Source organism: Pseudomonas sp. MWU318 (assembly GCF_016756945.1).
Classification (GTDB): Bacteria; Pseudomonadota; Gammaproteobacteria; order Pseudomonadales; family Pseudomonadaceae; genus Aquipseudomonas; species Aquipseudomonas putida_A.
The window spans coordinates 72777-94980 of the sequence record NZ_JAESJL010000015.1; the positions used below are offsets into that span (position 1 = coordinate 72777).

The following is a 22204-nucleotide window of genomic DNA, read 5'->3' on the forward strand; positions in this document are numbered from 1 at the left end:
TTTCATGTCCGCCAAATCTTACTGGCTGTAGATCTGATCAAAAATCCCGCCATCATTGAAGTGGGTCTTCTGCACCGAACGCCAGTCGCCGAAGGTTTTCTCCACCGACAGGAAGTCGACTTTCGGGAAGCGGTCGGTGTACTTCGCCAGCACCGCCGGATCCCGTGGGCGCAGGTAGTTGGCGGCGGCGATTTCCTGACCTTCCGGCGACCACAGGTATTTCAGGTATTCATCGGCGGCAGCGCGGGTGCCTTTCTTGTCGACCACTTTGTCGACCACCGACACCGGTGGTTCGGCCTCGGCGGAGACGCTTGGGTAGATCACTTCGAACTGATCGCGACCGAACTCGCGAGCGATCATCTCGGCTTCGTTCTCGAAGGTCACCAGCACGTCGCCGATCTGGTTGGTCATGAACGTGGTGGTCGCGGCGCGGCCACCGGTGTCGAGCACCGGCGCTTGCTTGAACAGTTTGCCGACGAAGTCCTTGGCCTTGTTCTCGTCACCGCCATTTTTCAGCACGTAGCCCCAGGCCGAGAGGTAGGTGTAGCGGCCGTTGCCCGAGGTTTTCGGGTTCGGCACGATTACCTGGACGCCGTCCTTGAGCAGGTCCGGCCAGTCTTTCAGGGCTTTCGGGTTACCTTTACGGACGATGAACACGGTGGCCGAGGTGAACGGCGCACTGTTGTTCGGCAGGCGGGTGACCCAGTTTTCCGGAACCAGTTTGCCGTTGTCGGCGAGGGCGTTGATGTCGGTCGCCATGTTCATGGTGATGACGTCAGCCGGCAGACCATCGATCACCGAACGCGCCTGCTTGCTCGAACCGCCGAAGGACATCTGTACGGTGATGTTTTCGTTGTGTTCAGCCTGCCAGTGTTTCTGGAACGCAGTGTTGTAGTCCTTGTAGAAATCGCGCATTACGTCATAGGAGACATTGAGCAGGGTCGGTGCGGCTTGAGCCACGCTGCCAAAGGCAAGACCGGCGGCGAGAAGTGAGGCGCCAAAGAGTTTTTTCACTGCGCATTCCTTGTTGTTTATGTGTAGGGGCTGCCGAAGGCTGCGATCTTTCGACTTTGATTTTAAAAAGCAAGATCAAAAGATCGCAGCCTGCGGCAGCTCCTACAGGGGTGATGTTCAATTGCCACTGACTATAACGGGGCTGGCATAGTCGTTTAAAGATTAAAAAGCTCTGTGCTTATTCCACTTTCTTAAACAGTTGACTGCCACACCGCGAGCAAAACGCCGCGCTCTGTTCATGGCTGTTTTTCTTGCACGCCGGGCAGTCATGTTGCAGCTGTTCGCCGCGCATGGCGTTGGCCAGTTCCGCCGTGAAAATCCCGGTGGGCACGGCGATGATCGAGTAACCGGTGATCATCACCAGCGACGAAATCACCTGACCCAGCGGGGTCTTCGGCACGATGTCGCCGAAGCCGACGGTGGTCAACGTCACGATAGCCCAATAGATGCCTTTGGGGATGCTGGTGAAGCCATGTTCCGGGCCTTCGATCACGTACATCAGGGTGCCGAACACCGTCACCAGGGTGCAGACGCTGACCAGAAACACCACGATCTTCTGCTTGCTGCCGCGTAGCGCCGACATCAGGTAGTTGGCTTGCTTGAGGTACGGGCTGAGCTTGAGCACGCGGAAGATCCGCAGCATCCGGATGATGCGGATGATCAGCAGGTACTGCGCATCGCTGTAATACAGCGCCAGGATCCCCGGTACGATCGCCAGCAGATCCACCAATCCGTAGAAGCTGAAGGCGTAGCGCAACGGTTTCGGTGAGCAATACAGTCGCAGGATGTATTCACCGAGAAAAATGACGGTGAAGCCCCATTCGATGTAGGCCAGCACATCGGCGTAGTTCTGGTGAATGCTGTCGATGCTGTCGAGCATCACCACCACCAGGCTGGCAAGGATGATCAACAGCAAGGTGCCGTCGAAGCGCCGCCCGGCGAGGGTGTCGCTCTGGAAAATCATCACGTAAAGCCGTTCGCGCCAACTGTTGCTGCTGTCCATGGATAACGCCTGAATTGAAGATCAGCGCAGCCTAGGTTGATTCTCCCCCTGTGCGCAAGGCGTGGCGTCGACGGCCGCTTTGCCAAGCATCTGGATCCCGGCGCGGATCAGCCAGCCGGCGAGGATGAACGGCGCGGTCAGCGTCGCCAGACCAAGGGCGGCAAACAGCGGGGTGACCAGCAGCGCAAGGACGATGCCCAGCAGCGGCAACCACGGTTGCTGGCGCTGCGCACTGAAGGCGAGGGCGGCGAGTACCGCGTTGTAGCTGCCCAGGCCCAGCAATGCCGCGCCGGTTTCGTGGTGCAGCAGACTCGACGCCAGGCCGATGGCCGACGCGAACAATGCCCAGCAAAAGGCGCGGCGATCAGCGATCAACAGGCCAATGGCGATCAATGCGCCGGCCAGCGGATGCTCGAGGAACATCACCTGACCCAATCCACGCAGTCCTGCGGCGAGCAGGTTCAGCGTGTTCATCTCGATGTGCGCCGTCGGCGCGGATGGCTCGGCGAACAGCAGCAGGATCCAGCCGATGGCCACGAATGGCGAGGTGTAGGCCGGTATCGATCGACTGCGGTAAACGTGTTTGAGCCATTGCTGAGTGAGCATCGCACTGACGCCGCCAGCCGCCAGAATCAGCGGCGGCAGCAGCGGTGACCAAGGGAAATACAGACTCAGCAACAAGCCGAGCAGCACGCCGTTGTAACTGAACAATCCGGCCTGACGATCAGCCTTGGCATAGTTACGCCGTTGTGCGGTGAGCAATCCAGCGACCGCACCGAGCAGCGCGCCGGCAAACAGCACCGGCGCAGTGAGCAGGATCGCCAGCAGGCACAACAGGCCGCACAGCGGATGGCGCTGGAGGAATATCTGACTGAAACCGTTGAGCAAAGCCTCGGCCCAGTCGGGGCAGTGGGTGTTGAAATGATTGGCAGGCATGTTGAAAAAATCTGGGCAGTTGGAAAATCAAAAGGTCTTGCATAAATGTGGTGAGGGGATTCATCCCCGATGGCTGCGAAGCAGGCCCCAAATCGGCGAATGCGGTTTTTCTGGGAAAACCGTCACTCTCTTGAAAGCGGTGACTGCTGCGCAGTCAATCGGGGATGAATCCCCTCACCACAGGGTTCAGTCGCAATCGTCAGATCAATGTTTCGATCCGCAGCGAGTTGGTCGATCCCGGCTGCCCGAACGGCACACCGGCGGTGATCAGCAACGTATCGCCACGCTCGGCCATGCCTTGCGCCTGAGCGATTTCCAGCGCGGTCGAACACACTTCATCGACCTGACGCAGGCGATCGTTGACCACCGAATGAATGCCCCACGCCACGCTCAAACGCCGCGCGGTCTGCAGGTTCGGCGTCAGGTTGAGGATCGGTGCTTTCGGCCGTTCCCGCGCGGCACGTAATGTCGAGGCGCCGGATTCGCTGTAGTTGACCAGCACCGCCACAGGCAGCACGTTGCTGATGCGGCGGATCGCGCAACTGATCGCATCGGACACCGTCGCTTCGGCTTTCGGTCGGCTGACGTCGAGCTGCGTCTGATAGTCCGGACCGTTCTCAACCTGACGAATGATCTTGCTCATCATCTGCACCGCTTCCAGCGGGTATTCACCGGATGCGGTTTCCGCCGAAAGCATCACCGCATCCGCACCTTCGGCCACAGCGTTGGCCACGTCAGTGACTTCAGCGCGGGTCGGCGCCGGAGAGAAGCGCATCGACTCAAGCATCTGCGTCGCCACCACCACCGGTTTGCCGAGTTCGCGGCAGGTGCTGATGATGTTCTTCTGGATCTGCGGCACGCTTTCCGCCGGCACTTCGACACCGAGGTCACCGCGCGCCACCATGATCGCGTCGCTCAGTTCGGCGATTTCGCGCAGTTGTTCAACTGCTGACGGCTTCTCGATTTTCGCCATCAGAAAGGCCTTGTCGCCGATCAGTTCGCGGGCTTCGAGAATGTCCTGCGGACGCTGCACGAACGACAGCGCCACCCAGTCCACGCCCAGCTCCAGACCGAAGCTCAGGTCGCGGCGATCCTTGGCGGTCAGCGGGCTCAGTTCAAGTACCGCTTGCGGCACGTTCACCCCTTTGCGGTCGGACAGTTCGCCGCCGTTGAGCACGGTGGTGTCGATCGCGTCGGAGTATTTGCTGACCACGCGCAGGCGCAGTTTGCCGTCATCCAGCAGCAGATCCATGCCGGCTTCCAGCGCGGCGATGATCTCCGGATGCGGCAGGTTCACCCGGCGTTCATCGCCCGGCGTAGCGTCCAGATCGAGGCGGAACGCCTGACCGCGATGCAGCTGCACCTTGCCGTCGGCGAACTTGCCGACGCGCAGTTTCGGCCCCTGCAAATCCATCAGAATGCCCAGCGGATAGTTGAGCTGGCGCTCGACTTCGCGGATCCACTGATAGCGCTTGGCGTGGTCGGCGTGATCGCCGTGGCTGAAGTTCAGGCGGAAGATATTGACCCCGGCCTCGACCAGTTCACGGATATCTTCGATGCCATCGACGGCAGGCCCGAGGGTGGCGAGGATTTTGACCTTTTTATCAGGCGTCATGATTTGCAGTTCTCAAGGATCAGGATGGCGCGGAAGTCGTTGACGTTGGTGCGGGTCGGCTCGGTGACGATCAGCGCATCGAGCGCCTCGAAGTAGCCGTAACCGTTGTTGTTATCCAGCTCGTCGCTGGCGCTCAAACCGAGGGCGGCGGCGCGGGCGTAGCTGTCCGGGGTCATGATCGCGCCGGCGTTGTCTTCCGAACCGTCGATGCCGTCGGTGTCGCCGGCCAGCGCGTAGACGCCGGGTTGGCCCTTGAGGCTGTCGGTGAGGCTCAAGAGGAATTCGGCGTTGCGTCCGCCACGACCATTGCCGCGCACGGTCACGGTAGTTTCGCCGCCGGACAGAATCACGCACGGCGCAGCGAGTGGCTGGCCATGATTGATGATCTGCCGAGCGATGCCGGCGTGGACCTTCGCCACTTCACGTGACTCACCTTCCAGGTCGCCAAGGATCAGTGTGCTGAAACCGGCCTGACGACATTTCACCGCCGCGGCATCCAGCGATTGCTGCGGGCGGGCGATCAACTGGAAATGGCTGCGAGCGAGGCTCGGATCACCGGGTTTGACCGTTTCCGATTCCGCGCTTTGCAGCCAGTTGCGCACCGACGCCGGGACTTCAATGTTGTAGCGCTTGAGGATCGCCAGCGCTTCGGCCGAAGTGCTCGGGTCGGCCACGGTCGGGCCGGAGGCGATGACCGTGGCGAGGTCGCCCGGTACATCGGAAATTGCGTAGGTGTAGACGGTGGCAGGCCAGCAAGCCTTGCCGAGGCGGCCGCCCTTGATCGCCGAGAGGTGCTTGCGCACGCAGTTCATCTCGCCGATGGTCGCGCCGGATTTAAGCAGGGCTTTGTTGATCGACTGCTTGTCGGCCAGGGTGATGCCTTCGGCCGGCAGGGCGAGGAGGGCAGAGCCGCCGCCAGACAGCAGGAAGATCACGCGGTCGTCTTCGCTCAGGTTGCTGACCAGTTCCAGCACGCGTTTGGCCACGGCCAGGCCGGCAGCGTCCGGCACCGGGTGCGCGGCTTCGACCACTTCGATTTTTTCGCACGGAGCGCCGTGACCGTATCGGGTCACCACCAGACCGGATACTTCACCCTGCCAGCAGCGCTCGACCACCTGCGCCATGGCAGCTGCGGCTTTGCCGGCACCGATGACGATCACCCGACCCGTGCGATCGGCAGGCAGATGGGCTTCGAGGACTTGGTTCGGATGGGCCGCGTCGATGGCTGTGGCAAACAGCTCGCGCAGCAGTTGTTGCGGATCGACCGACATGGCGGGCTCCCGGAATTCTTGTTATTGGAGTGGAGCGACAACGGTGCAGCGACCCGGTCCCTGTGGGAGCTGGCTTGCCAGCGATTCAGGCGCTGCGGTCCTTCAGAAAAACCGAGTCGATGCCATCGCGGGCAAGCCCGCTCCCACAGGGAGCGAGCCAGAGGCGCAGATTATTTTTTGTCGCGAATCGAGAAGTTGGCCATGTGTTCCAGACCCTTGATCAGCGCCGAGTGGTCCCAGTTGCTGCCACCGATGGCCGCGCAGGTGCTGAACACTTGCTGGGCGTTGGCGGTGTTCGGCAGATTGATGTTCAGCTCCTTGGCGCCTTGCAGGGCCAGGTTCAGGTCCTTCTGGTGCAGGCTGATGCGGAAGCCTGGATCGAAAGTGCCCTTGATCATGCGCTCGCCGTGCACTTCGAGGATCTTCGACGAAGCGAAACCGCCCATCAGCGCTTCACGCACCTTGGCTGGATCAGCACCGTTTTTCGAAGCGAACAGCAGGGCTTCAGCCACGGCCTGAATGTTCAGCGCGACGATGATCTGGTTCGCCACTTTGGCGGTCTGACCGTCGCCGTTGCCACCGACCAGAGTGATGTTCTTGCCCATGGCCTGGAACAGCGGCAGGGCGCGTTCGAAGGCATCGGCATCGCCACCGACCATGATGCTCAGGGTCGCAGCCTTGGCGCCGACTTCACCGCCGGACACTGGCGCGTCGAGGTACTGCGCACCTTTCTCGTTGATCTTCTTGGCGAAGGCCTTGGTGGCGGTCGGCGAGATCGAGCTCATGTCGATCACTACTTTGCCCTTGCCGATGCCGGCAGCGACGCCGTCGGCGCGGAACAGTACGTCGTCGACCTGCGGGGTATCCGGCACCATGACGATGATGAATTCGGCTTCCTGCGCCACTTCGCGCGGGTTGGCCAGGGCGACGGCGCCAGCGGCCACCAGGTCGGCTGGAGCGGCGTCGTGGTGCGCCGACAGGAACAGGCTGTGACCGGCTTTCTGCAGGTTCGAAGCCATTGGGTGGCCCATGATGCCGGTGCCGATAAATCCGATTTTAGCCATGAGAAAATCCTCTTGTTTTGTGTGGCTCCCTGTAGGAGCTGTCGAAGCCTGCGATCTTTTGATCTTGATCTTGAAAAGCAAAGTCAAAAGATCGCAGCCTTCGGCAGCTCCTACAGTGATGACCGTGTTCGGTCAGATTGCGTTATGAGTTTTGAGCCAGCCGAGGCCTGCTTCAGTGGTGGTCAGCGGCTTGTACTCGCAACCTACCCATCCCTGATAACCGATGCGATCCAGGTGTTCGAACAGGAAGCGGTAGTTGATCTCACCGGTGCCCGGCTCGTTGCGCCCCGGGTTGTCCGCGAGCTGCACGTGGTTGATCTCGCCCAGGTGCGATTGCAGGGTGCGAGCCAGATCGCCTTCCATGATTTGCATGTGGTAGATGTCGTATTGCAGGAACAGATTGGCACTGCCGACCTGCTCGCGAATCGACAGGGCTTGCGCCGTGTTGTTCAGGTAGAAACCCGGGATGTCGCGGGTGTTGATCGCTTCCATCACCAGTTTGATGCCCGCCGCCTGCAGCTTGTCGGCCGCGTATTTGAGGTTGGCGACGAAGGTCTTCTCGACGGTTGCGTCATCAATGCCTTGCGGACGGATACCGGCCAGGCAGTTGACCTGGGTGTTGCCCAGCACTTGCGCGTAGGCAATCGCCAGATCGACCCCGGCGCGGAACTCTTCAACCCGATCCGGCAGACACGCGATACCGCGCTCGCCCTTGGCCCAGTCGCCGGCCGGCAGGTTGAACAGCACTTGGGTCAGACCGTTGGCATCGAGCTTTGCCTTGATTTCGGCGGAGCTGAAGTCGTACGGGAACAGGTATTCCACACCACTGAAGCCGGCCTTGGCGGCGGCGTCGAAACGGGCAAGGAAATCCTGTTCGGTGAACAGCATGGACAGGTTGGCAGCGAAACGCGGCATGGTGGTCTCCTGTTGCGAATTAATGATGATGGCCCTGTGTAGGAGCTGCCGCAGGCTGCGATCTTTTGATCCTGATCCTGAAATACAAGATCAAAAGATCGCAGCCTGCGGCAGCTCCTACAGGGGAGTAACCGCGGCCATCAAATCCTGGCAGATCAGTCGAGCAACGAAATCGCCGTTGGCGCGTCGTTGCCGACCAGCGCCAGGTCTTCGAATTCGTTGACGGCGTTGATCTCGGTCCCCATGGAGATGTTGGTCACACGCTCCAGGATGATCTCGACAATCACCGGTACCTTGAACTCTTCGATCATCTGTTCGGCCTTGCGCAGGGCAGGGGCGATTTCCGATGGTTCGAACACCCGCAGGGCTTTACAGCCGAGGCCTTCGGCGACTGCGATGTGGTCGACACCGTAACCGTTGAGTTCCGGCGCGTTCAGGTTATCGAAGGACAGCTGCACGCAATAGTCCATTTCGAACCCGCGCTGGGCCTGACGGATCAGCCCCAGGTACGAGTTGTTCACCACGACATGGATGTAAGGCAGTTTGAACTGAGCGCCGACCGCCAGCTCCTCGATCATGAACTGGAAGTCATAGTCCCCTGACAGGGCCACGACTTTCCGGCTCGGATCGGCCTTGACCACGCCCAGCGCTGCCGGAATGGTCCAGCCCAACGGGCCGGCCTGACCGCAGTTGATCCAGTGACGCGGCTTGTAGACGTGCAGGAACTGCGCACCGGCAATCTGCGACAGACCAATGGTGCTGACATAGCAGGTGTCTTTGCCGAACACCTGGTTCATTTCTTCGTAAACGCGCTGCGGCTTGACCGGCACGTTGTCGAAGTGAGTCTTGCGGTGCAGGCTGGCCTTGCGCTGCTGGCAATCCTGCAGCCAGGCGCTACGGTTTTTCAGCTTGCCGGCGGCTTGCCATTCACGGGCGACTTCGATGAACACGGTCAGCGCGGCAGCAGCGTCGGAAACGATGCCCAGGTCCGGGGTGAATACACGGCCGATCTGTGTGCCTTCGATGTCGACGTGAATGAACTTGCGACCTTCGGTGTAGACGTCGACCGAACCGGTGTGACGGTTGGCCCAACGGTTGCCGATACCCAGCACCACGTCGGATTTCAGCAGCGTGGCGTTGCCGTAACGGTGCGACGTCTGCAGACCGACCATGCCGACCATCAGCGGGTGATCGTCAGGGATGGTGCCCCAGCCCATCAGGGTCGGGATCACCGGAATGCCGGTCAGCTCGGCGAACTCCACCAGCAGATCGCTGGCATCGGCGTTGATGATGCCGCCACCGGCCACCAGCAATGGGCGCTCGGCCTGATCCAGCAAAGCCAGCGCCTTTTCGACTTGAACGCGGGTCGCGGTCGGCTTGGCCAGCGGCAGTGGCTGGTAAGCGTCGATGTCGAATTCGATTTCAGCCATCTGCACGTCGAACGGCAGGTCGATCAGCACCGGGCCCGGGCGGCCGGAGCGCATTTCGTAGAAGGCTTTCTGGAACGCGTAAGGCACCTGGCCCGGCTCCAGAACCGTGGTCGCCCACTTGGTGACGGGTTTGACGATGCTGGTGATGTCGACCGCCTGGAAGTCTTCCTTGTGCATACGGGCGCGGGGTGCCTGGCCGGTGATGCAGAGGATCGGAATCGAGTCGGCCGAGGCGCTGTAGAGCCCGGTGACCATGTCGGTACCGGCAGGGCCGGACGTACCGATGCACACGCCGATGTTGCCGGCCTTGGTGCGGGTGTAACCCTCGGCCATGTGTGACGCGCCTTCGACGTGGCGAGCGAGGACGTGATCGATGCCACCGACTTTCTGCAGGGCGGAGTACAGCGGGTTGATCGCAGCACCCGGAATGCCAAAAGCGGTATCAACCCCTTCACGGCGCATCACCAGAACGGCGGCTTCGATTGCTCTCATTTTGCTCATGGTTTTGTGCCTCTTTACGTTTTGTAATTGTATACAAGTGGCTTTGCGCAGAGTGTATTCACGGCGGACGGCGCAGGTCAATCCATTTTCTCAAGCGCCTGTTTCATTCGTCGCCAGCCCGGTTCTGCTGTGGCTTTTCGTCGCATGTGGCGCTTTTCGAGAATTATTGTATACAAAAAAATAATTCATTGTGTTCTATTTGTGGCATCGGGCTGCGGCACTTGAGCGCAGCCCCACGACTTTCCCAATAACAAAATGAGGACGGCACCATGAGCGCTTTAACCTTGAAAGTCGCAGTCAACCTGGTCAACGAAGCCATCAGTGTGGGGCGCGGGATCAACGCCGCGCCACTGACCATCGCGGTACTCGATACCGGCGGCCACCTGATCACCCTGCAACGCGAAGACGGCGCCAGCCTGCTGCGCCCGAACATCGCCATCGGCAAAGCCTGGGGCGCCATCGCCCTGGGCAAGGGCTCACGCCTGCTGGCGCTGGACGCCCAACAACGCCCGGCCTTCATCGCCGCACTCAACAGCATGGGCCAGGGCAGCGTCGTCCCCGCTCCGGGCGGGGTGTTGATCCGTGATCAGGCGGGGAATGTGCTGGGGGCGATCGGGATCAGCGGCGATCTGTCGGATATTGATGAGCAGGTGGCGATCAAAGCGGTGGAGGCGCTGGATTTGAGGGCGGATGCGGGGGTGGCGGCTTGAATCTGCGTTGATTGATTAACCGCTATCGCGAGCAGGCTCACTCCTACAAGGGATCTTGGTTGGACACAAAATGTCTGAACGCCACAAACCCCTGTAGGAGTGAGCCTGCTCGCGATAGCTCTCTCCCAGAAACATCCAGCCAACAGTCTGTCCCATCAACTTGAGCACGCAGAACTAGTCTTCTCATGAGCTGATCATGGGAGGCAAAGGAATGCCTGATCTACCCGCTGCACACCGATTGCGAGCCGGTCGCTATGCCGAGCCCAATCGAATCTACCTACTGACGACCAACACTCTTGATCGCAAACCGATCTTTGCCGATTTTGCTTTGGGCCGATTGGTGGTTCATCAATTTCGGCGTGCACAAGATCTCGGCTTGGCGAACTCACTGGCGTGGGTGGTAATGCCAGATCATTTTCATTGGTTAATCGAATTGCAGAGCGGGTCTTTGAGCGAACTGATGCAAAAGACCAAGTCGCTAAGTACCAAAGCGGTGAATCAGGCTACCGGTAGAAATGTTGGCCTCTGGCAAAGAGGGTTTCATGACCGGGCACTGCGGCGGGAGGAGGATTTAGTGAAGATGGCAAGGTATGTCGTCGCCAACCCATTGCGGGCTGGACTGGTGGAGAGGCTTGGCGACTATCCGCTGTGGGATGCGATCTGGGTTTGAGCCGAAACCGTGTCGCCTCGATCGCGAGCAGGCTCACTCCTACATTTGGAATGCGTTTCCCTGTAGGAGTGAGCCTGCTCGCGATGGCGTCAGCGCGGTCTCACTGATCCGGCTCACACCCTTTCAACACCAACCGGATAATCGTCTGCGCCGCCGCCTCGTAATCCGCCTCATCCAGCTTGTCCTTTCCCGTCACCGCAGAAATTTGCCAGTCGAAATCGGCGTAGGTCTGGGTTGCGGCCCAGATGCTGAACATCAGGTGGTTGGGGTCGATCGGGGCGATCTGGCCTCGGTCGATCCAGCTCTGGATGCAGTCGATGTTGTGCTTGGCCTGGCTGTTGAGCTGCTCGACCAGGTCGGCGCTCAGGTGCGGGGCGCCGTGCATGATTTCGCTGGCGAACACCTTGGAGGCGAACGGCAGGTCGCGGGAGATGCGGATCTTCGAGCGGATGTAGCCGCTGAGCACTTCGCTCGGTACACCGTCCGGGTTGAACGGGGTCGAGGCCTGCAGGATCGGCACGATGATGCTTTCCAGAACCTCGCGGTAGAGGTTTTCCTTGGATTTGAAGTAGTAGTAGACGTTGGGCTTGGGCAATCCCGCCTTGGCGGCGATGTCGCTGGTTTTGGTCGCAGCGAAGCCCTTGTCAGCAAACTCCTCACTGGCGGCACGCAGGATCAGTTCTTTGTTGCGCTCGCGGATTGTGCTCATAAACCCGGTGGTTCCTTGCCTGTTCTGGCGGTTGCGCATGGTAGCACCGGCCTCGCGCATGGCTCAAGAATGCCCCGTGTGGCCCGCAGTCGCGGTATGCTGCGCGGCATTATTCACATAAGGAAACAAGATTCATGGCAGGAAGCAGTTTGCTGGTGCTGATCGACGATATTGCCACCGTTCTGGATGATGTGGCGTTGATGAGCAAAATGGCCGCGAAGAAGACTGCCGGTGTACTCGGCGATGACTTGGCGCTCAATGCCCAGCAAGTCTCCGGCGTGCGCGCCGAGCGGGAAATTCCGGTGGTCTGGGCGGTCGCCAAGGGCTCGTTCCTCAACAAGCTGATCCTGGTGCCCTCGGCCCTGGCGATCAGTGCATTTGTGCCGTGGTTGGTGACGCCGCTGTTGATGGTCGGCGGCGCCTATCTGTGTTTTGAAGGCTTCGAGAAACTCGCGCACAAGTTCCTGCACAGCACGACCGAAGATGATGCCAATCACGCGCAACTGAGCGCGGCAGTGGCCGAGCCGACCACCGATCTGGTGGCTTACGAGAAAGACAAGATCAAAGGCGCGATCCGCACCGACTTCATCCTCTCGGCGGAAATCATCGCCATCACCCTCGGCACCGTGGCCGACGCTTCGCTGACCCAGCAAGTGATCGTGATGTCCGGCATCGCCATCGTCATGACCGTCGGTGTTTATGGTCTGGTGGCCGGCATCGTCAAACTCGACGACCTCGGCCTGTGGCTGACGCAGAAATCCGCTTCGGCAGCAAAAAGCATTGGCAACGCGATCCTGCGCGCCGCGCCGTACATGATGAAGGGCCTGTCGGTGATCGGCACGGCGGCGATGTTCCTGGTGGGCGGCGGTATCCTCACCCACGGCATTCCGCTGGCGCATCACTGGATCGAAAGCGTCGGCGCAGCGGCGGGTAGCGCCGGGTTCGCAGTGCCGGTGCTGCTCAATGGTGTGGCCGGGATTATTGCCGGGGGCGTGGTGTTGCTCGCGGTGAGCCTGATTGGCAAGTTGTGGAAGGCCGTGCGGGCGTAATGACGCCCGCAGGTGTTCATGCCGGGCGATCGGCGCTCTTCAGCAGGTGCCTGGACAGGTAGTGCGCAACGGCTTCATCGGTGTGTCGGCCGATGATCTCCGCTTCGGGCAGTGCCTGTATCAACTCCGCATGTGCGTTGCCCATGAGCACGCCTTTGCCGACACCGGCCAACATGTCGGCGTCGTTCATGGCGTCACCAAAAGCGATGCAGGCCTGAATGGGCACGTTGAGGAATTCGGCCAGTTGCTTCAGGGCATTGCCCTTGGAGACGTCTCTGGCCATGACCTCCAGGCACCATGGAAAGGTGAATACCGTGCCAATCTGATCGCCCAGCTGTTGTTCCAGCCGCGCCTGCAGCCTGACCAGCGCCTCATGATCCTTGCTGCGCTGAAAGAAAAATACTTTCTGCACAGCCTGCAGCGGCAGATTCTCGGCCGCGCAGAGTGTCGGCTGGAAGTCCGGGTTCTGACTGAAGTCCTTCAGGTTTTCGTCTTCTCGACTGATCAGCCAGCCGGATCGGCAGTAAAGGTTGATGGTCAGATCGGCGTCGGCTCGGGCTTCTTCGAGCAATGTCTGGACAACGGCGGGCGATAATTCCGTGCTCAGTGAAAGCCCGCCGCAGGCGCTGGAAATGCGTGCGCCATTGGCGGTGATCAGGTGCACCGGCGGGGAATGACTGTCGAGCAACGACTCGACGTCCGTCTGATGCCGACCCGTCGCCAGCACGATGTGATGACCTGCGCGGTTCAGGCTGTGAATCACGCTTTTGGTAAAGGCACCGAAAGTATCGCCTGGCAGCAGCAGTGTGCCATCCAGGTCAGAGGCAATAAGCAAATACATCATGGCTCCTCGGAAGGGATCGCCTGCCCACCCGATTGCCGCCTGTGCGGACAATCGAGTGGCGTCGCAAGGCTACAGGCGTTCGAGCAATTTCAGAGATTGGGCTTTGGTGAAGGTCATGCGTTCTTCCAGCCGGTGATTGTCCTTTTCGTAGTAGATGCTCATCTCGGTGTGCTTCTGCGGGACCGGAACAATGCGGTCGATCATCGGCAAGGTATCCATCAGCAGCTGGCGGGCGTATCCCATCGCGCGGGTATAGGTGTCGATCACTTCCTCGAACTCAGGGTAGATGCAGAAGGCCACCTGATTGAGGATCGGCCCCTCGTCTATGCCCTCGCTGATCTCGTGCAGCGTTGCGCCATGCATCCGCTCACCATTCTTCAAGGCCCAGTTGACCGGGCGTACGCCGCGGTATTTGGGCAGGTAGGAAAGGTGCAGGTTGATAATTTTCGCGCAGCAGTCAATGAAGCGTCTGGGCAATATCCGTTTGTGGAAAATGACCAGGCAAAGGTCGCAGGCGAAGGTGCCGTCGGCATAACCTGGCAGGTCTTCGATCCGGCCACTGTCGATCACCTCGATGCCGTGCTCCCGGCAATACTCGATCAGCGTCCGTTCGGTGCTGACCGGCTCGAAAGGATCGGCAACCACGTACGACACCGTATGTTTTGGGGACGCGTTGAAGTATTCGCAGGCGAAGATGGCCAGTTCGCCCTTGCCGCAAATCACGACCTGCTCAGGCGAGTTCAACGGCGTTCTCCTGTGCGTGGCTGCTGGTGATTTCCTGGGCTGCCAGGTCCTGCATCACGTCGCTCAGGGCCTGGATCAATCGCGCGTTTTCCTCAGGCGTGCGGCAGGACACGCGGAAGTACTTGTCGGAGTCGGTATTGCGTTTGCCCGAGCACTCCTTGATGTACATGTGGTGCTTGTCCAGCAACAACCTGGAAATGGTCCGGGCGTCAGCGTAATGAGCCTTGCAGTAAATGAAGTTTGCTTCGGTCTTGAAGCCGCTGATGCCCTCGATCGCGTCCAGGGCCAGTTGAAAGGCGTGAGTGTCGCTGATGACTTGTTGGCAGCTGGCAAGGTATTCCTGCTGGTATTGCGGCAGATGCAACAGGAACTCCTCGGCAAAACCGTTGATGTTCCAGATCGGCAGCAGCGAGTTGATCAGCGCCAGCAAGGTCTGGTTGGCACTGGCCAGGTAGCCGATGCGAATGCCGCCGATACCGAAGGTTTTGCTCATGCTGCGAATCACCACCAGGTTGGGGTGTTCGTCGAGCACGTTGAGCAAAGTGCTGTCGGCGTGGTTGGAGAAATCGAGGAACGATTCGTCGACGATCAGCGAGATATCCAGTTTCAGCAACTGCACGGCGAGCGCCGACAGGGCGGAGGCGGGGGTCAGGGCGCCGGTCGGGTTGTTCGGCGATTCGATGATCACCACCTCAGGGCGCTGTTGCCGGCAGGTAGCGAGCAGTGCATCGATATCGATAGCGAAGTCGTCCTCCTCCCGCGTGTAGTGGCAGAGCGCGCGCTGCTCACCGAAGACGTTGGCGTATTCGTTGAAGGACGGCACGGTCACGAGGGCGCTGCCGGCATACACGGACGGAAGCAGCTTGATGATTTCCGCTGCGCCATTGGCCACACACAGGTGTCTTGGGGAGACACCGAGGAATTCGCAGAGTGACTCCTCGATGAGTCGTCGGGCGCCGGGGTAGTTGAGGAAGATGTGATCGAAGTTGTCCTTGATCTTGTCTTTCATCTGCTGTGGCGGGAAATGGAAGTTGTAGATCAAGGCGAAATCCAGCATCGGGTAGCGCCAGTAACCGCCGTGGCGGTTCTGGACGAAACCGAGGCGGTCACGACTGGAAATGTAGTTGCAGATCGTCAGGTCGTAATGGTTGTCGACCTCATACCATTCGGTTGCCGGGACAATGACGGTCTGAATATCCCACTTGCCCTCAAGCGATGCTTTTTTGAAGACGTCTTCGTAGTAGGCGTTGAGGTTGTTTTTCCTGACGTTGCTGCCGAGTTGTTTTTTGATGTGCTCGGCGAACGTGGCGGACCCGACCTGGTACAGGTTGACGGTCTTGTATTGCCCGTCACGAGGCTCATGGCCGATGTCCTTGGTCGAGCCGAAACCTTGCAGGCGGCTTTCTTCGAGGACGGCGTAAGTGCCTTCCATGTTTTTGCCAAGCGGCGACACCAGCGCGACCAGATCTCCCGGTTGCTGCAGCAACTGTTGCAGGCTGGAGGCCGAGAAATAAATGTCACCCTCGATGATCAGGGTGTTCTGCGTAATGTGTTCGCGGGCCAGATACAGCGAGTAGATGTTGTTGGTCGTGGCCCAGTCCGGGTTGCTCACGAATTCGAAGGTGATGGCGGTGTCCATCGCCCGCAGATGCGCGGTAATGGTCTCCGACTGATAGCCGATCACCACGACCACGTGTTTGATACCCAGCGTTTCGAGGTTGTTCAGGGCGTTATCGATGAACGCGATATTGTTGGTCTTCACCAAGGGCTTGGGCGTGTGGCGCGTGCGCTTGCCCAGGCGGCTTCCGCGCCCGGCGCAAAGAATGATGGCTGTCTGATTATTCATTGTAATTTCCTTATTTAACGAAAATGAGTCCGGGCACCACGTGCTGGTACATCCACACGCCGTCGATCCTGCCGTGAAAGCTCTCCTCGCCGCCGCTGTCGCCACCCGTCTTGATCCCGGCTCCGAGACCGAATGTATGGAAGTTTTCCAGTACTCGACCTTCGCGGGTGAGCGGGTTGAGTTGCTGATTGGTGAGCAATCCGAAATCGTCCTGTTGCAGCTCCAGCGCCGTGCCATCGACATCCAGTATCGGCACCAGCCCGGCCTTGTATCCGGTGCTGTGGATCAGCAGGTCCGATTGCGCGATCAGGTTCAGGACCTGATCGGCAGAGGCCTGTGCGATGTCAACGATGTTCAGGTTGCGGATCAGGCCTTGTTTGATCTTGCGAGCGAATTCGAACGAGTCATATCGCAGTCCCGAATAACGATTGACCCTTTGGCTGGCCTGGCAGATATCGGCATCGACGAACGGATAGTGCTGCTCGCGCGCGGAGGCGGGGGAGTCGAAGAACAGCCTGAAATCGCGCTTGGTCAGCAAGGTGATGGTGCCTGGGAAATCCAGTTGCTCCACCAGGCGGATCAGGCAGGAAACGGCGCTGTGCGAAGAGCCGACAATGGCCAGATTGGTGTATTCGCCACTTTGCAGCGCCTGGTCGTGTTCGCCCTTGAGCAGCGCGTCCGAATTGATGTTGTGTCGTGGGTGTTGCACGCTGGCTTGATTCAGCCGGCCACCGATGTTGAAGATGATTTTCTTGCACAACGCCTGTACGCGCTGACCATCGAGCAGATAGCTGACGCAGTAATGACCCTGCGCGGTCAGACGGATTTCGCAGACGGTCGACTGGGTGGAGATTTCGAAGCGCTTGTAGAGCGCCTGGTGCCGGGCCACATAGGTGCCGATGTGTTGGAGGAAGCGCCCGACATGACGCAGCTCTACCGCCTCGCTCCGCCGCTCGGTGAAATATGCCCATTCTGGCGTCCCCTGCAGGAATCGACTCAAGTCGTCCGTGCGATCCTGGAATTTTTCCAGAAAGACCCCGCCAAGCGAGTTGGCAGTGATCCGGTATTGACCGATTTCGCCGCTGCCCAATGTGCTGGATTTCTCAAGTATCAGGCAGCGCTGTATCTGTTCATTCTGAATAAGATCAGGCAACAGCGAGATGTTGGCGGGGCCGGCGCCACAGAGGATGAGGTCATAAATCGGCGTATTCATGATGTTTTCCTGAAAGTCGGGAAGTTCGAGAAATAGGTGTTCTTTAGGCAAAGAGGCGCCGCACCAACGTAATTGGTGTACGGCAATGCAACTTGGTAAGTTCTGCGTCGAGTGTTCAGCCGGCGGTGGGTGAAGTCTCGATGTTGGCTACTGAGGAAACTGTTTCATCAGTGGTTTTTCTTTGTCGGAAAATCCCCATGAAGATCAGCGTCATCAGCAGACTGGACAATGTCAGGAATATATAAAGTGCGGTTCCGCTGAGGTTCTGTATAAACAGTCCACCGACAATCGGCGAGAGAGAAAAACCGATGCTGTATAACGACGCGGCACCAAAGTAGGCGCCTCGCAGATTAGGTGGCGCCAGGCTGTCGACAAACATGTTGATGCACGGAAAGAGCAGGGTCTGGCTGATACTCATGAGCAATACAGCGCCATACCACAATGCTTTGATGTCGTAGTTGTGCGCAGCCAGCGCAAAGCCGGCCTCGCCGAGGATCAACAGGGCCGAGCCAAGATAGATTTTGGTATTCAGCGATACCGACGACAGCGCACTGGCAAGCGGCAATTGCAGTATTACGATCGTTGATGCATGCAAGACAATCAACGAGGCGATAAAGGGCAGGTAGCCTTCGAAGGCAAGGGTGGCCATCAACTGCGGCAAGCTGGAGTCAAAACTGCCAAAGATGAACATCATGATGATGTTATTGATCACCAGTGCCAGGAACAGGTGGTCTCTGGCGAGCACGCCCATGGTGCTTTTGAAACTGGTGGTATTGACCGCCTTGAGGGTTACGCCTTTACCGAAGATCACCACGCCGACCAGCAGCAGCACATAGGACAAGGTCACCAGGACGAAGGACAGTGAGTCGGCGGAGATTCCCAGCTTGAGCCCGAAGTAGGGGCCTGTCGCCGCACCGGCGTTGAGGAAAAAGTAGCGTAGATGCATCGCGCGCTCGACCAGAGGTCGAGATTCGATGACATCGCCGATGATGGTTTTGATCGGGTTGTTGACCAGTGCCCACGACAGGTTTGCCAGCAGAGTTCCGGCAATGTAGCCGTAGGCGCTGCTGCTGATGCCCAGTAGCAGATAAGAACCTGCCGCCACGACGCAGCCCAGCACGATGATTTTCAAGCGGCCGATTTTGTCCGACAGGTAACCGCTGTAAAAACTCGCTATCGACGACAGGGCGATCGACAGGGTCAGGATCAGGCCGATAAACGTCGCACTGAAACCAAACCGGGTGTACAGCACGATCGAGATAAACGGCCAGACCATCATTGAAGTTGCACGGGTTACAAAGGTGCCGATAAACAATATCCAGATGAACATTGGCATCTCGGACAGATATTGGGTGATGCCGGTTTTTAATGAAGTATGCATGTTGATGACGGCCGTTTTTCAAACCCGCGACAAGTGCAGATTGAAGTGGGTGGATCAATGCATTGCCGACGCTGATCGCTGAAGTAATTCATCCGCAGCTAATTGAAAGTGCACGAAACACCCTGCCATCCGGACGGCATAATGGAATGTATCGAAGGATGTATTACTGATAAGCCGAGCGACAGGCTATGCGCAAATTTCGCTGAGTCTTGAATAGTAAAGTTTGCCGTGACCTGCGGGTTGCAGATATCGGGTAGAACAGCGTCGAAAGGGAGGATAAGGGAGAGCCGATATCATTCCTTGAATATCGTTGAACACGTCATTGCATCCTTTGCAGTGTTGGGGCGAGTCTACATAAGCTGTCACAGAATGTTAATAAAAAATTCACATTTAAATTTTCATGTTCGATTTCGAATCTGCTCGCGGCGTTGACTCACCAGTTGGTTAAGCCGGCGGGGCCTGTCTGAAAGACGAAGTGGCGGCGTCAGTCTTTACCCGCGTGTGCCCGGAAGGGCAGGCATAAGACAAGAATGTCGGGGAGAAAGACGCGCTGGCAAGCTCGACGGGGTCGACTCTTGCCAGCGGTCGGGAGGGGTTACTCGGCAATCTGCAGCTTGCGCGACTCGGTGTACACGTAACGCACTTTCTCGTACTCGAACGGCGAGTTCATCTGGCCGTAGCGGAAGTTGGTCTGGTAGCGCTTGTCGACCGCACGCAGGGCCCAGATTTCCGGGTGGTTGGAGCTGACTTCCGACACGTTCAGGTAGTTGATCGCCGATTCGGCGGTGTAGTCCACGGCTAGGCCGGCGGTGTCGCGAATGTTCGACGGGCCGAGGATCGGCAAGACGAAGTAGGCACCGCCCGGTACGCCGTAGAAGCCCAGGGTCTGGCCGAAGTCTTCGCTCTGGCGCGGCAGGCCCATGGCGGTGGCCGGGTCCCACAGACCGGCAATGCCGATAGTGGTGTTGAGCAGCAGCCGCGCGGTGGTTTCCATCGAGCGCTTGCCCTTGAACTGCAGCAGGCTGTTGACCAGGTTCGGCACGTCGCCAAGGTTGTTGAAGAAGTTGCTCACCCCGGTGCGCAGGAAGCTTGGCGTCACGTAGCGATAACCGTCGACCACCGGCAGGAACACCCATTGGTCGAAGCGGTAGTTGAAGTGGTAGACGCGGCGGTTCCACGACTCCAGCGGGTCATAGACGTTGAGCGCGTTGAGCGTCGAGCGCTCGAACTCACGCTGGTCCAGCCCCGGGTTGAACTTGAGTTTGGACAGCGGCTCCTTGAAGCCGTCGCTGTCGACCACCACCGGCGCGTTGGCTTTGCTGTTGTCGGCCTGGGCCACGCCTGCACTGAGGAGCGCTGCAATCAGCAGGAGATATTTAGCCACGGAAAAACTCCAGCATGGCGTCGCTGTTGACGCGGTAGTTAAGGTTGCCGCAATGGCCGCCCAGTGGGTAAACGGTCAGGCGATCGCCAAAGGTCTTGCGCAGGAAACCGAGGTCGCCCGGGCCGAGGATCACGTCATCAGCATTGTGCATGACGGCGATTTTCGGGCTGTCGTGCAGGTAATCCTTGAGTGCGTACAGGCTGACCTGATCGATCAGTTGCAGCAGGCTGCCGCCGTCAGTGCGCGCGCGCCACATTGGAATCACTTGTTCGGTCAGGTAGCAGTCGAAGTCGCATTGCAGCGCACGCTTGAGGAACGGCGTGAGGCTGGTGCCTTCGGTGATCGGGAATTTCGGCGGGGTGATCAGGCCACGACGGTTGATCAGGTCGGAGGTGAAGGCAATGTCGGCCGCCGAGAAACGGAACGAGGTGCCGATCAGCATCGCCATCTGCTCGTTGGTCAGATGCTGCTTCGACTGTTGGAAGTCGTAGAGCAGGGCGTCATTGAGGTCGATGTAGCCTTTCTGCTGGAAGTAGCGGGTCAGCTTGTTCAGCACCAGTTCATAGAAGGTGGTGCTGTTGTTGATGCCCTTCACCTCGGTCTGTACCAGCTTGTCGAGGTTGCTGATCGAGGTGTAGAGGTTGACCGGCGGGTTGAGCAGCAGGACTTTCTTGAAGTTGAAGCTGCGTCGGGTCTCGTCCAGATGCGCGACGAACGCGGCATCCAGCGCGCCGAGGCTGTAGCCGCTGAGGTAGTACTCGGTGACCGGCAGTTTCGGATGCTGCGCACGCACGGCCTGCATCACCCGGTACATGTCTTCGGCGTCTTCCTTGGTGATGCCCGGGGTGGCGAAGCGTGAAGCGGCGCTGATGAAGTCGAAGCTGGTGGGCGACGACAGCTGCACAACGTGGTAGCCGGCCTTGTAGTAGAGCTTCTTCAGGTACTCGTTGAGCGTGCTGTCATAGCGCGCGCCGGTACCGGCGATCAGGAAGATCAGCGGCGCCGGTTTGTCCTGCTCGGCGATGCGGTAGGTGAGTTTTTTCACCGCCCAGAAATTGTCCGGGAGGATGAAGGCCCGTTCCGGGCGCAGGGTGATGCTGTGGTCGGACTGATTGATCTCGTCGTTCGACGGCAACTCCGGGCGCAGGTCCGGTGGCGTGGTGGCGATGGTCGCCTCGAACGGGTTGGTCAGGGGATAGCCATAACTGGCGGCATCGATATCCACCGCCAGTGCGGACGCACTCAGAATAAGGCCGCTGAACAGCGCGGCGAAGCGCAAGGAACGGAGCATGACTGGATCCCTTAAAGGAAGGTGCCGAATGAAGTTCGCAGGCTATGACCACCGGGCTTGCGCCAAAGTGCCATGCCTCGGCACCAAACAGGCAGAATTCGGAGTAATAGTAGCTGGACGATACACTTTGCAAGGCGCGGATGACCAGTTAACAGTTGTTAGTGCTTGCCAACGCGTGCGGGCAGATTAAGCTGGCCGCCGATTTCGTTGATTGGAGAGTTTCATGTCCCGCCGCTTGCCCGTGATTCTGTTGCTCGTGCTGTTGCCGCTGTGGCTGGCCGCCAGTTATGGCGCGCGTTATGGCTTCATGGAGGACGGACAGTGGGTCGGCATCTGCGTCGATGATGCGAGCCGTTGGGAATGCACGGTGCGCTCGAACCTGGGGCTGATGATTCACTTCAAAGTGCTGGGCTGGACCGCGCTGGGCGCGGCGCTGCTCGGTTTTGTGCTGCCGGGGCGGGCAGGGTGGTGGCTGGCGGTGCTGGCGTTGGTGTTCGGGTTGCCGGCGCTGGCGTTGTACAACACGACTCTGGCGGTGTTTGCGTTGGTGATTGGCGGGTTGCGGTTGGTCAGAGCGTCTCGTAGCGCCTGATAGAAAAAGATCGCGGCCTTCG

General features: G+C 59.1%; 20 protein-coding genes. 4 read left to right on the forward strand and 16 right to left on the reverse strand.

Going from position 1 to position 22204, the window contains the following annotated elements; genetic code table 11:
- Nucleotides 1-18: 18 nt before the first annotated feature.
- From JN524_RS26095 to gcl, 8 genes are all read right to left on the reverse strand, one after another.
- Nucleotides 19-1014, reverse strand: a complete 996-nt coding sequence (locus JN524_RS26095; protein WP_007961659.1) for a sulfate ABC transporter substrate-binding protein — start codon at nucleotides 1012-1014, stop codon at nucleotides 19-21.
- 178 nt (nucleotides 1015-1192) lie between these two features.
- Nucleotides 1193-2017, reverse strand: coding sequence for an ion transporter (locus JN524_RS26100; RefSeq protein ID WP_202371185.1), 825 nt, complete (start codon nucleotides 2015-2017; stop codon nucleotides 1193-1195).
- 21 nt (nucleotides 2018-2038) lie between these two features.
- Entirely contained in the window at nucleotides 2039-2953 is a 915-nt protein-coding gene (locus JN524_RS26105; protein ID WP_202371186.1) for an urea transporter, read from the reverse strand.
- A gap of 199 nt (nucleotides 2954-3152) precedes the next feature.
- On the reverse strand, nucleotides 3153-4568 hold the full coding sequence (gene pyk, locus JN524_RS26110; protein WP_150367866.1) for a pyruvate kinase: 1416 nt from the start codon (nucleotides 4566-4568) through the stop codon (nucleotides 3153-3155).
- The gene (locus JN524_RS26115; protein WP_202371187.1) at nucleotides 4565-5839 is read right to left on the reverse strand and encodes a glycerate kinase type-2 family protein; all 1275 of its coding nucleotides are present in this window, start codon (nucleotides 5837-5839) and stop codon (nucleotides 4565-4567) included. The genes pyk and JN524_RS26115 overlap by 4 nt, the downstream gene beginning before the upstream one ends.
- 170 nt (nucleotides 5840-6009) lie before the next feature.
- The gene (locus JN524_RS26120) at nucleotides 6010-6903 is read right to left on the reverse strand and encodes a 2-hydroxy-3-oxopropionate reductase (RefSeq protein WP_003222962.1); all 894 of its coding nucleotides are present in this window, start codon (nucleotides 6901-6903) and stop codon (nucleotides 6010-6012) included.
- A gap of 132 nt (nucleotides 6904-7035) precedes the next feature.
- A complete protein-coding gene (hyi, locus tag JN524_RS26125; protein WP_139054093.1) occupies nucleotides 7036-7818 on the reverse strand; it encodes a hydroxypyruvate isomerase in 783 nt (260 codons plus the stop codon).
- Between the two features lie 155 nt (nucleotides 7819-7973).
- Nucleotides 7974-9749: a glyoxylate carboligase gene (gene gcl, locus JN524_RS26130; protein WP_096796234.1), complete on the reverse strand. Its 1776-nt coding sequence runs from the start codon at nucleotides 9747-9749 to the stop codon at nucleotides 7974-7976.
- A 269-nt stretch (nucleotides 9750-10018) separates the two neighbouring features.
- Here gcl and JN524_RS26135 point away from each other — a divergent pair, with 269 nt between their 5' ends.
- Both JN524_RS26135 and JN524_RS26140 read left to right on the forward strand, forming a co-directional pair.
- The gene (locus JN524_RS26135) at nucleotides 10019-10459 is read left to right on the forward strand and encodes a GlcG/HbpS family heme-binding protein (RefSeq protein ID WP_145592998.1); all 441 of its coding nucleotides are present in this window, start codon (nucleotides 10019-10021) and stop codon (nucleotides 10457-10459) included.
- A gap of 211 nt (nucleotides 10460-10670) precedes the next feature.
- The gene (locus tag JN524_RS26140) at nucleotides 10671-11129 is read left to right on the forward strand and encodes an REP-associated tyrosine transposase (RefSeq protein ID WP_098968488.1); all 459 of its coding nucleotides are present in this window, start codon (nucleotides 10671-10673) and stop codon (nucleotides 11127-11129) included.
- A gap of 100 nt (nucleotides 11130-11229) precedes the next feature.
- On the opposite strand, the gene JN524_RS26145 is transcribed toward JN524_RS26140, so the two are convergent.
- Nucleotides 11230-11838: a TetR/AcrR family transcriptional regulator gene (locus JN524_RS26145; protein WP_034151540.1), complete on the reverse strand. Its 609-nt coding sequence runs from the start codon at nucleotides 11836-11838 to the stop codon at nucleotides 11230-11232.
- 134 nt (nucleotides 11839-11972) lie between these two features.
- Between JN524_RS26145 and JN524_RS26150 the strand changes: the two genes are divergently transcribed.
- On the forward strand, nucleotides 11973-12887 hold the full coding sequence (locus JN524_RS26150; RefSeq protein ID WP_202371188.1) for a DUF808 domain-containing protein: 915 nt from the start codon (nucleotides 11973-11975) through the stop codon (nucleotides 12885-12887).
- A 16-nt stretch (nucleotides 12888-12903) separates the two neighbouring features.
- Here JN524_RS26150 and JN524_RS26155 read toward each other — a convergent pair whose 3' ends face one another.
- The 7 genes from JN524_RS26155 to JN524_RS26185 all read right to left on the reverse strand — a co-directional run bounded on the left by JN524_RS26155 (nucleotide 12904) and on the right by JN524_RS26185 (nucleotide 21590).
- Nucleotides 12904-13728 carry a Cof-type HAD-IIB family hydrolase gene (locus JN524_RS26155; protein WP_202371195.1) on the reverse strand — a complete coding sequence of 275 codons (825 nt, stop codon included), beginning with the start codon at nucleotides 13726-13728 and terminating at the stop codon, nucleotides 12904-12906.
- A gap of 72 nt (nucleotides 13729-13800) precedes the next feature.
- On the reverse strand, nucleotides 13801-14475 hold the full coding sequence (locus tag JN524_RS26160; protein ID WP_202371189.1) for a formyltransferase family protein: 675 nt from the start codon (nucleotides 14473-14475) through the stop codon (nucleotides 13801-13803).
- Nucleotides 14462-16321 (reverse strand): aminotransferase class I/II-fold pyridoxal phosphate-dependent enzyme, encoded by a 1860-nt coding sequence (locus JN524_RS26165; RefSeq protein ID WP_202371190.1) that lies wholly within the window; start codon nucleotides 16319-16321, stop codon nucleotides 14462-14464. Before JN524_RS26165 ends, JN524_RS26160 begins: the two co-directional genes overlap by 14 nt.
- 10 nt (nucleotides 16322-16331) lie before the next feature.
- On the reverse strand, nucleotides 16332-17534 hold the full coding sequence (locus JN524_RS26170; protein ID WP_202371191.1) for a hypothetical protein: 1203 nt from the start codon (nucleotides 17532-17534) through the stop codon (nucleotides 16332-16334).
- 115 nt (nucleotides 17535-17649) lie between these two features.
- Nucleotides 17650-18915 carry an MFS transporter gene (locus JN524_RS26175; protein WP_202371192.1) on the reverse strand — a complete coding sequence of 422 codons (1266 nt, stop codon included), beginning with the start codon at nucleotides 18913-18915 and terminating at the stop codon, nucleotides 17650-17652.
- A 595-nt stretch (nucleotides 18916-19510) separates the two neighbouring features.
- Entirely contained in the window at nucleotides 19511-20299 is a 789-nt protein-coding gene (locus JN524_RS26180; RefSeq protein WP_007969640.1) for an MlaA family lipoprotein, read from the reverse strand.
- Nucleotides 20292-21590 carry a serine/threonine protein kinase gene (locus tag JN524_RS26185; protein ID WP_027613946.1) on the reverse strand — a complete coding sequence of 433 codons (1299 nt, stop codon included), beginning with the start codon at nucleotides 21588-21590 and terminating at the stop codon, nucleotides 20292-20294. Before JN524_RS26185 ends, JN524_RS26180 begins: the two co-directional genes overlap by 8 nt.
- Nucleotides 21591-21813: 223 nt before the next feature.
- Between JN524_RS26185 and JN524_RS26190 the strand changes: the two genes are divergently transcribed.
- The gene (locus JN524_RS26190; protein ID WP_202371193.1) at nucleotides 21814-22182 is read left to right on the forward strand and encodes a hypothetical protein; all 369 of its coding nucleotides are present in this window, start codon (nucleotides 21814-21816) and stop codon (nucleotides 22180-22182) included.
- The last annotated feature ends 22 nt before the right edge of the window (nucleotides 22183-22204 follow it).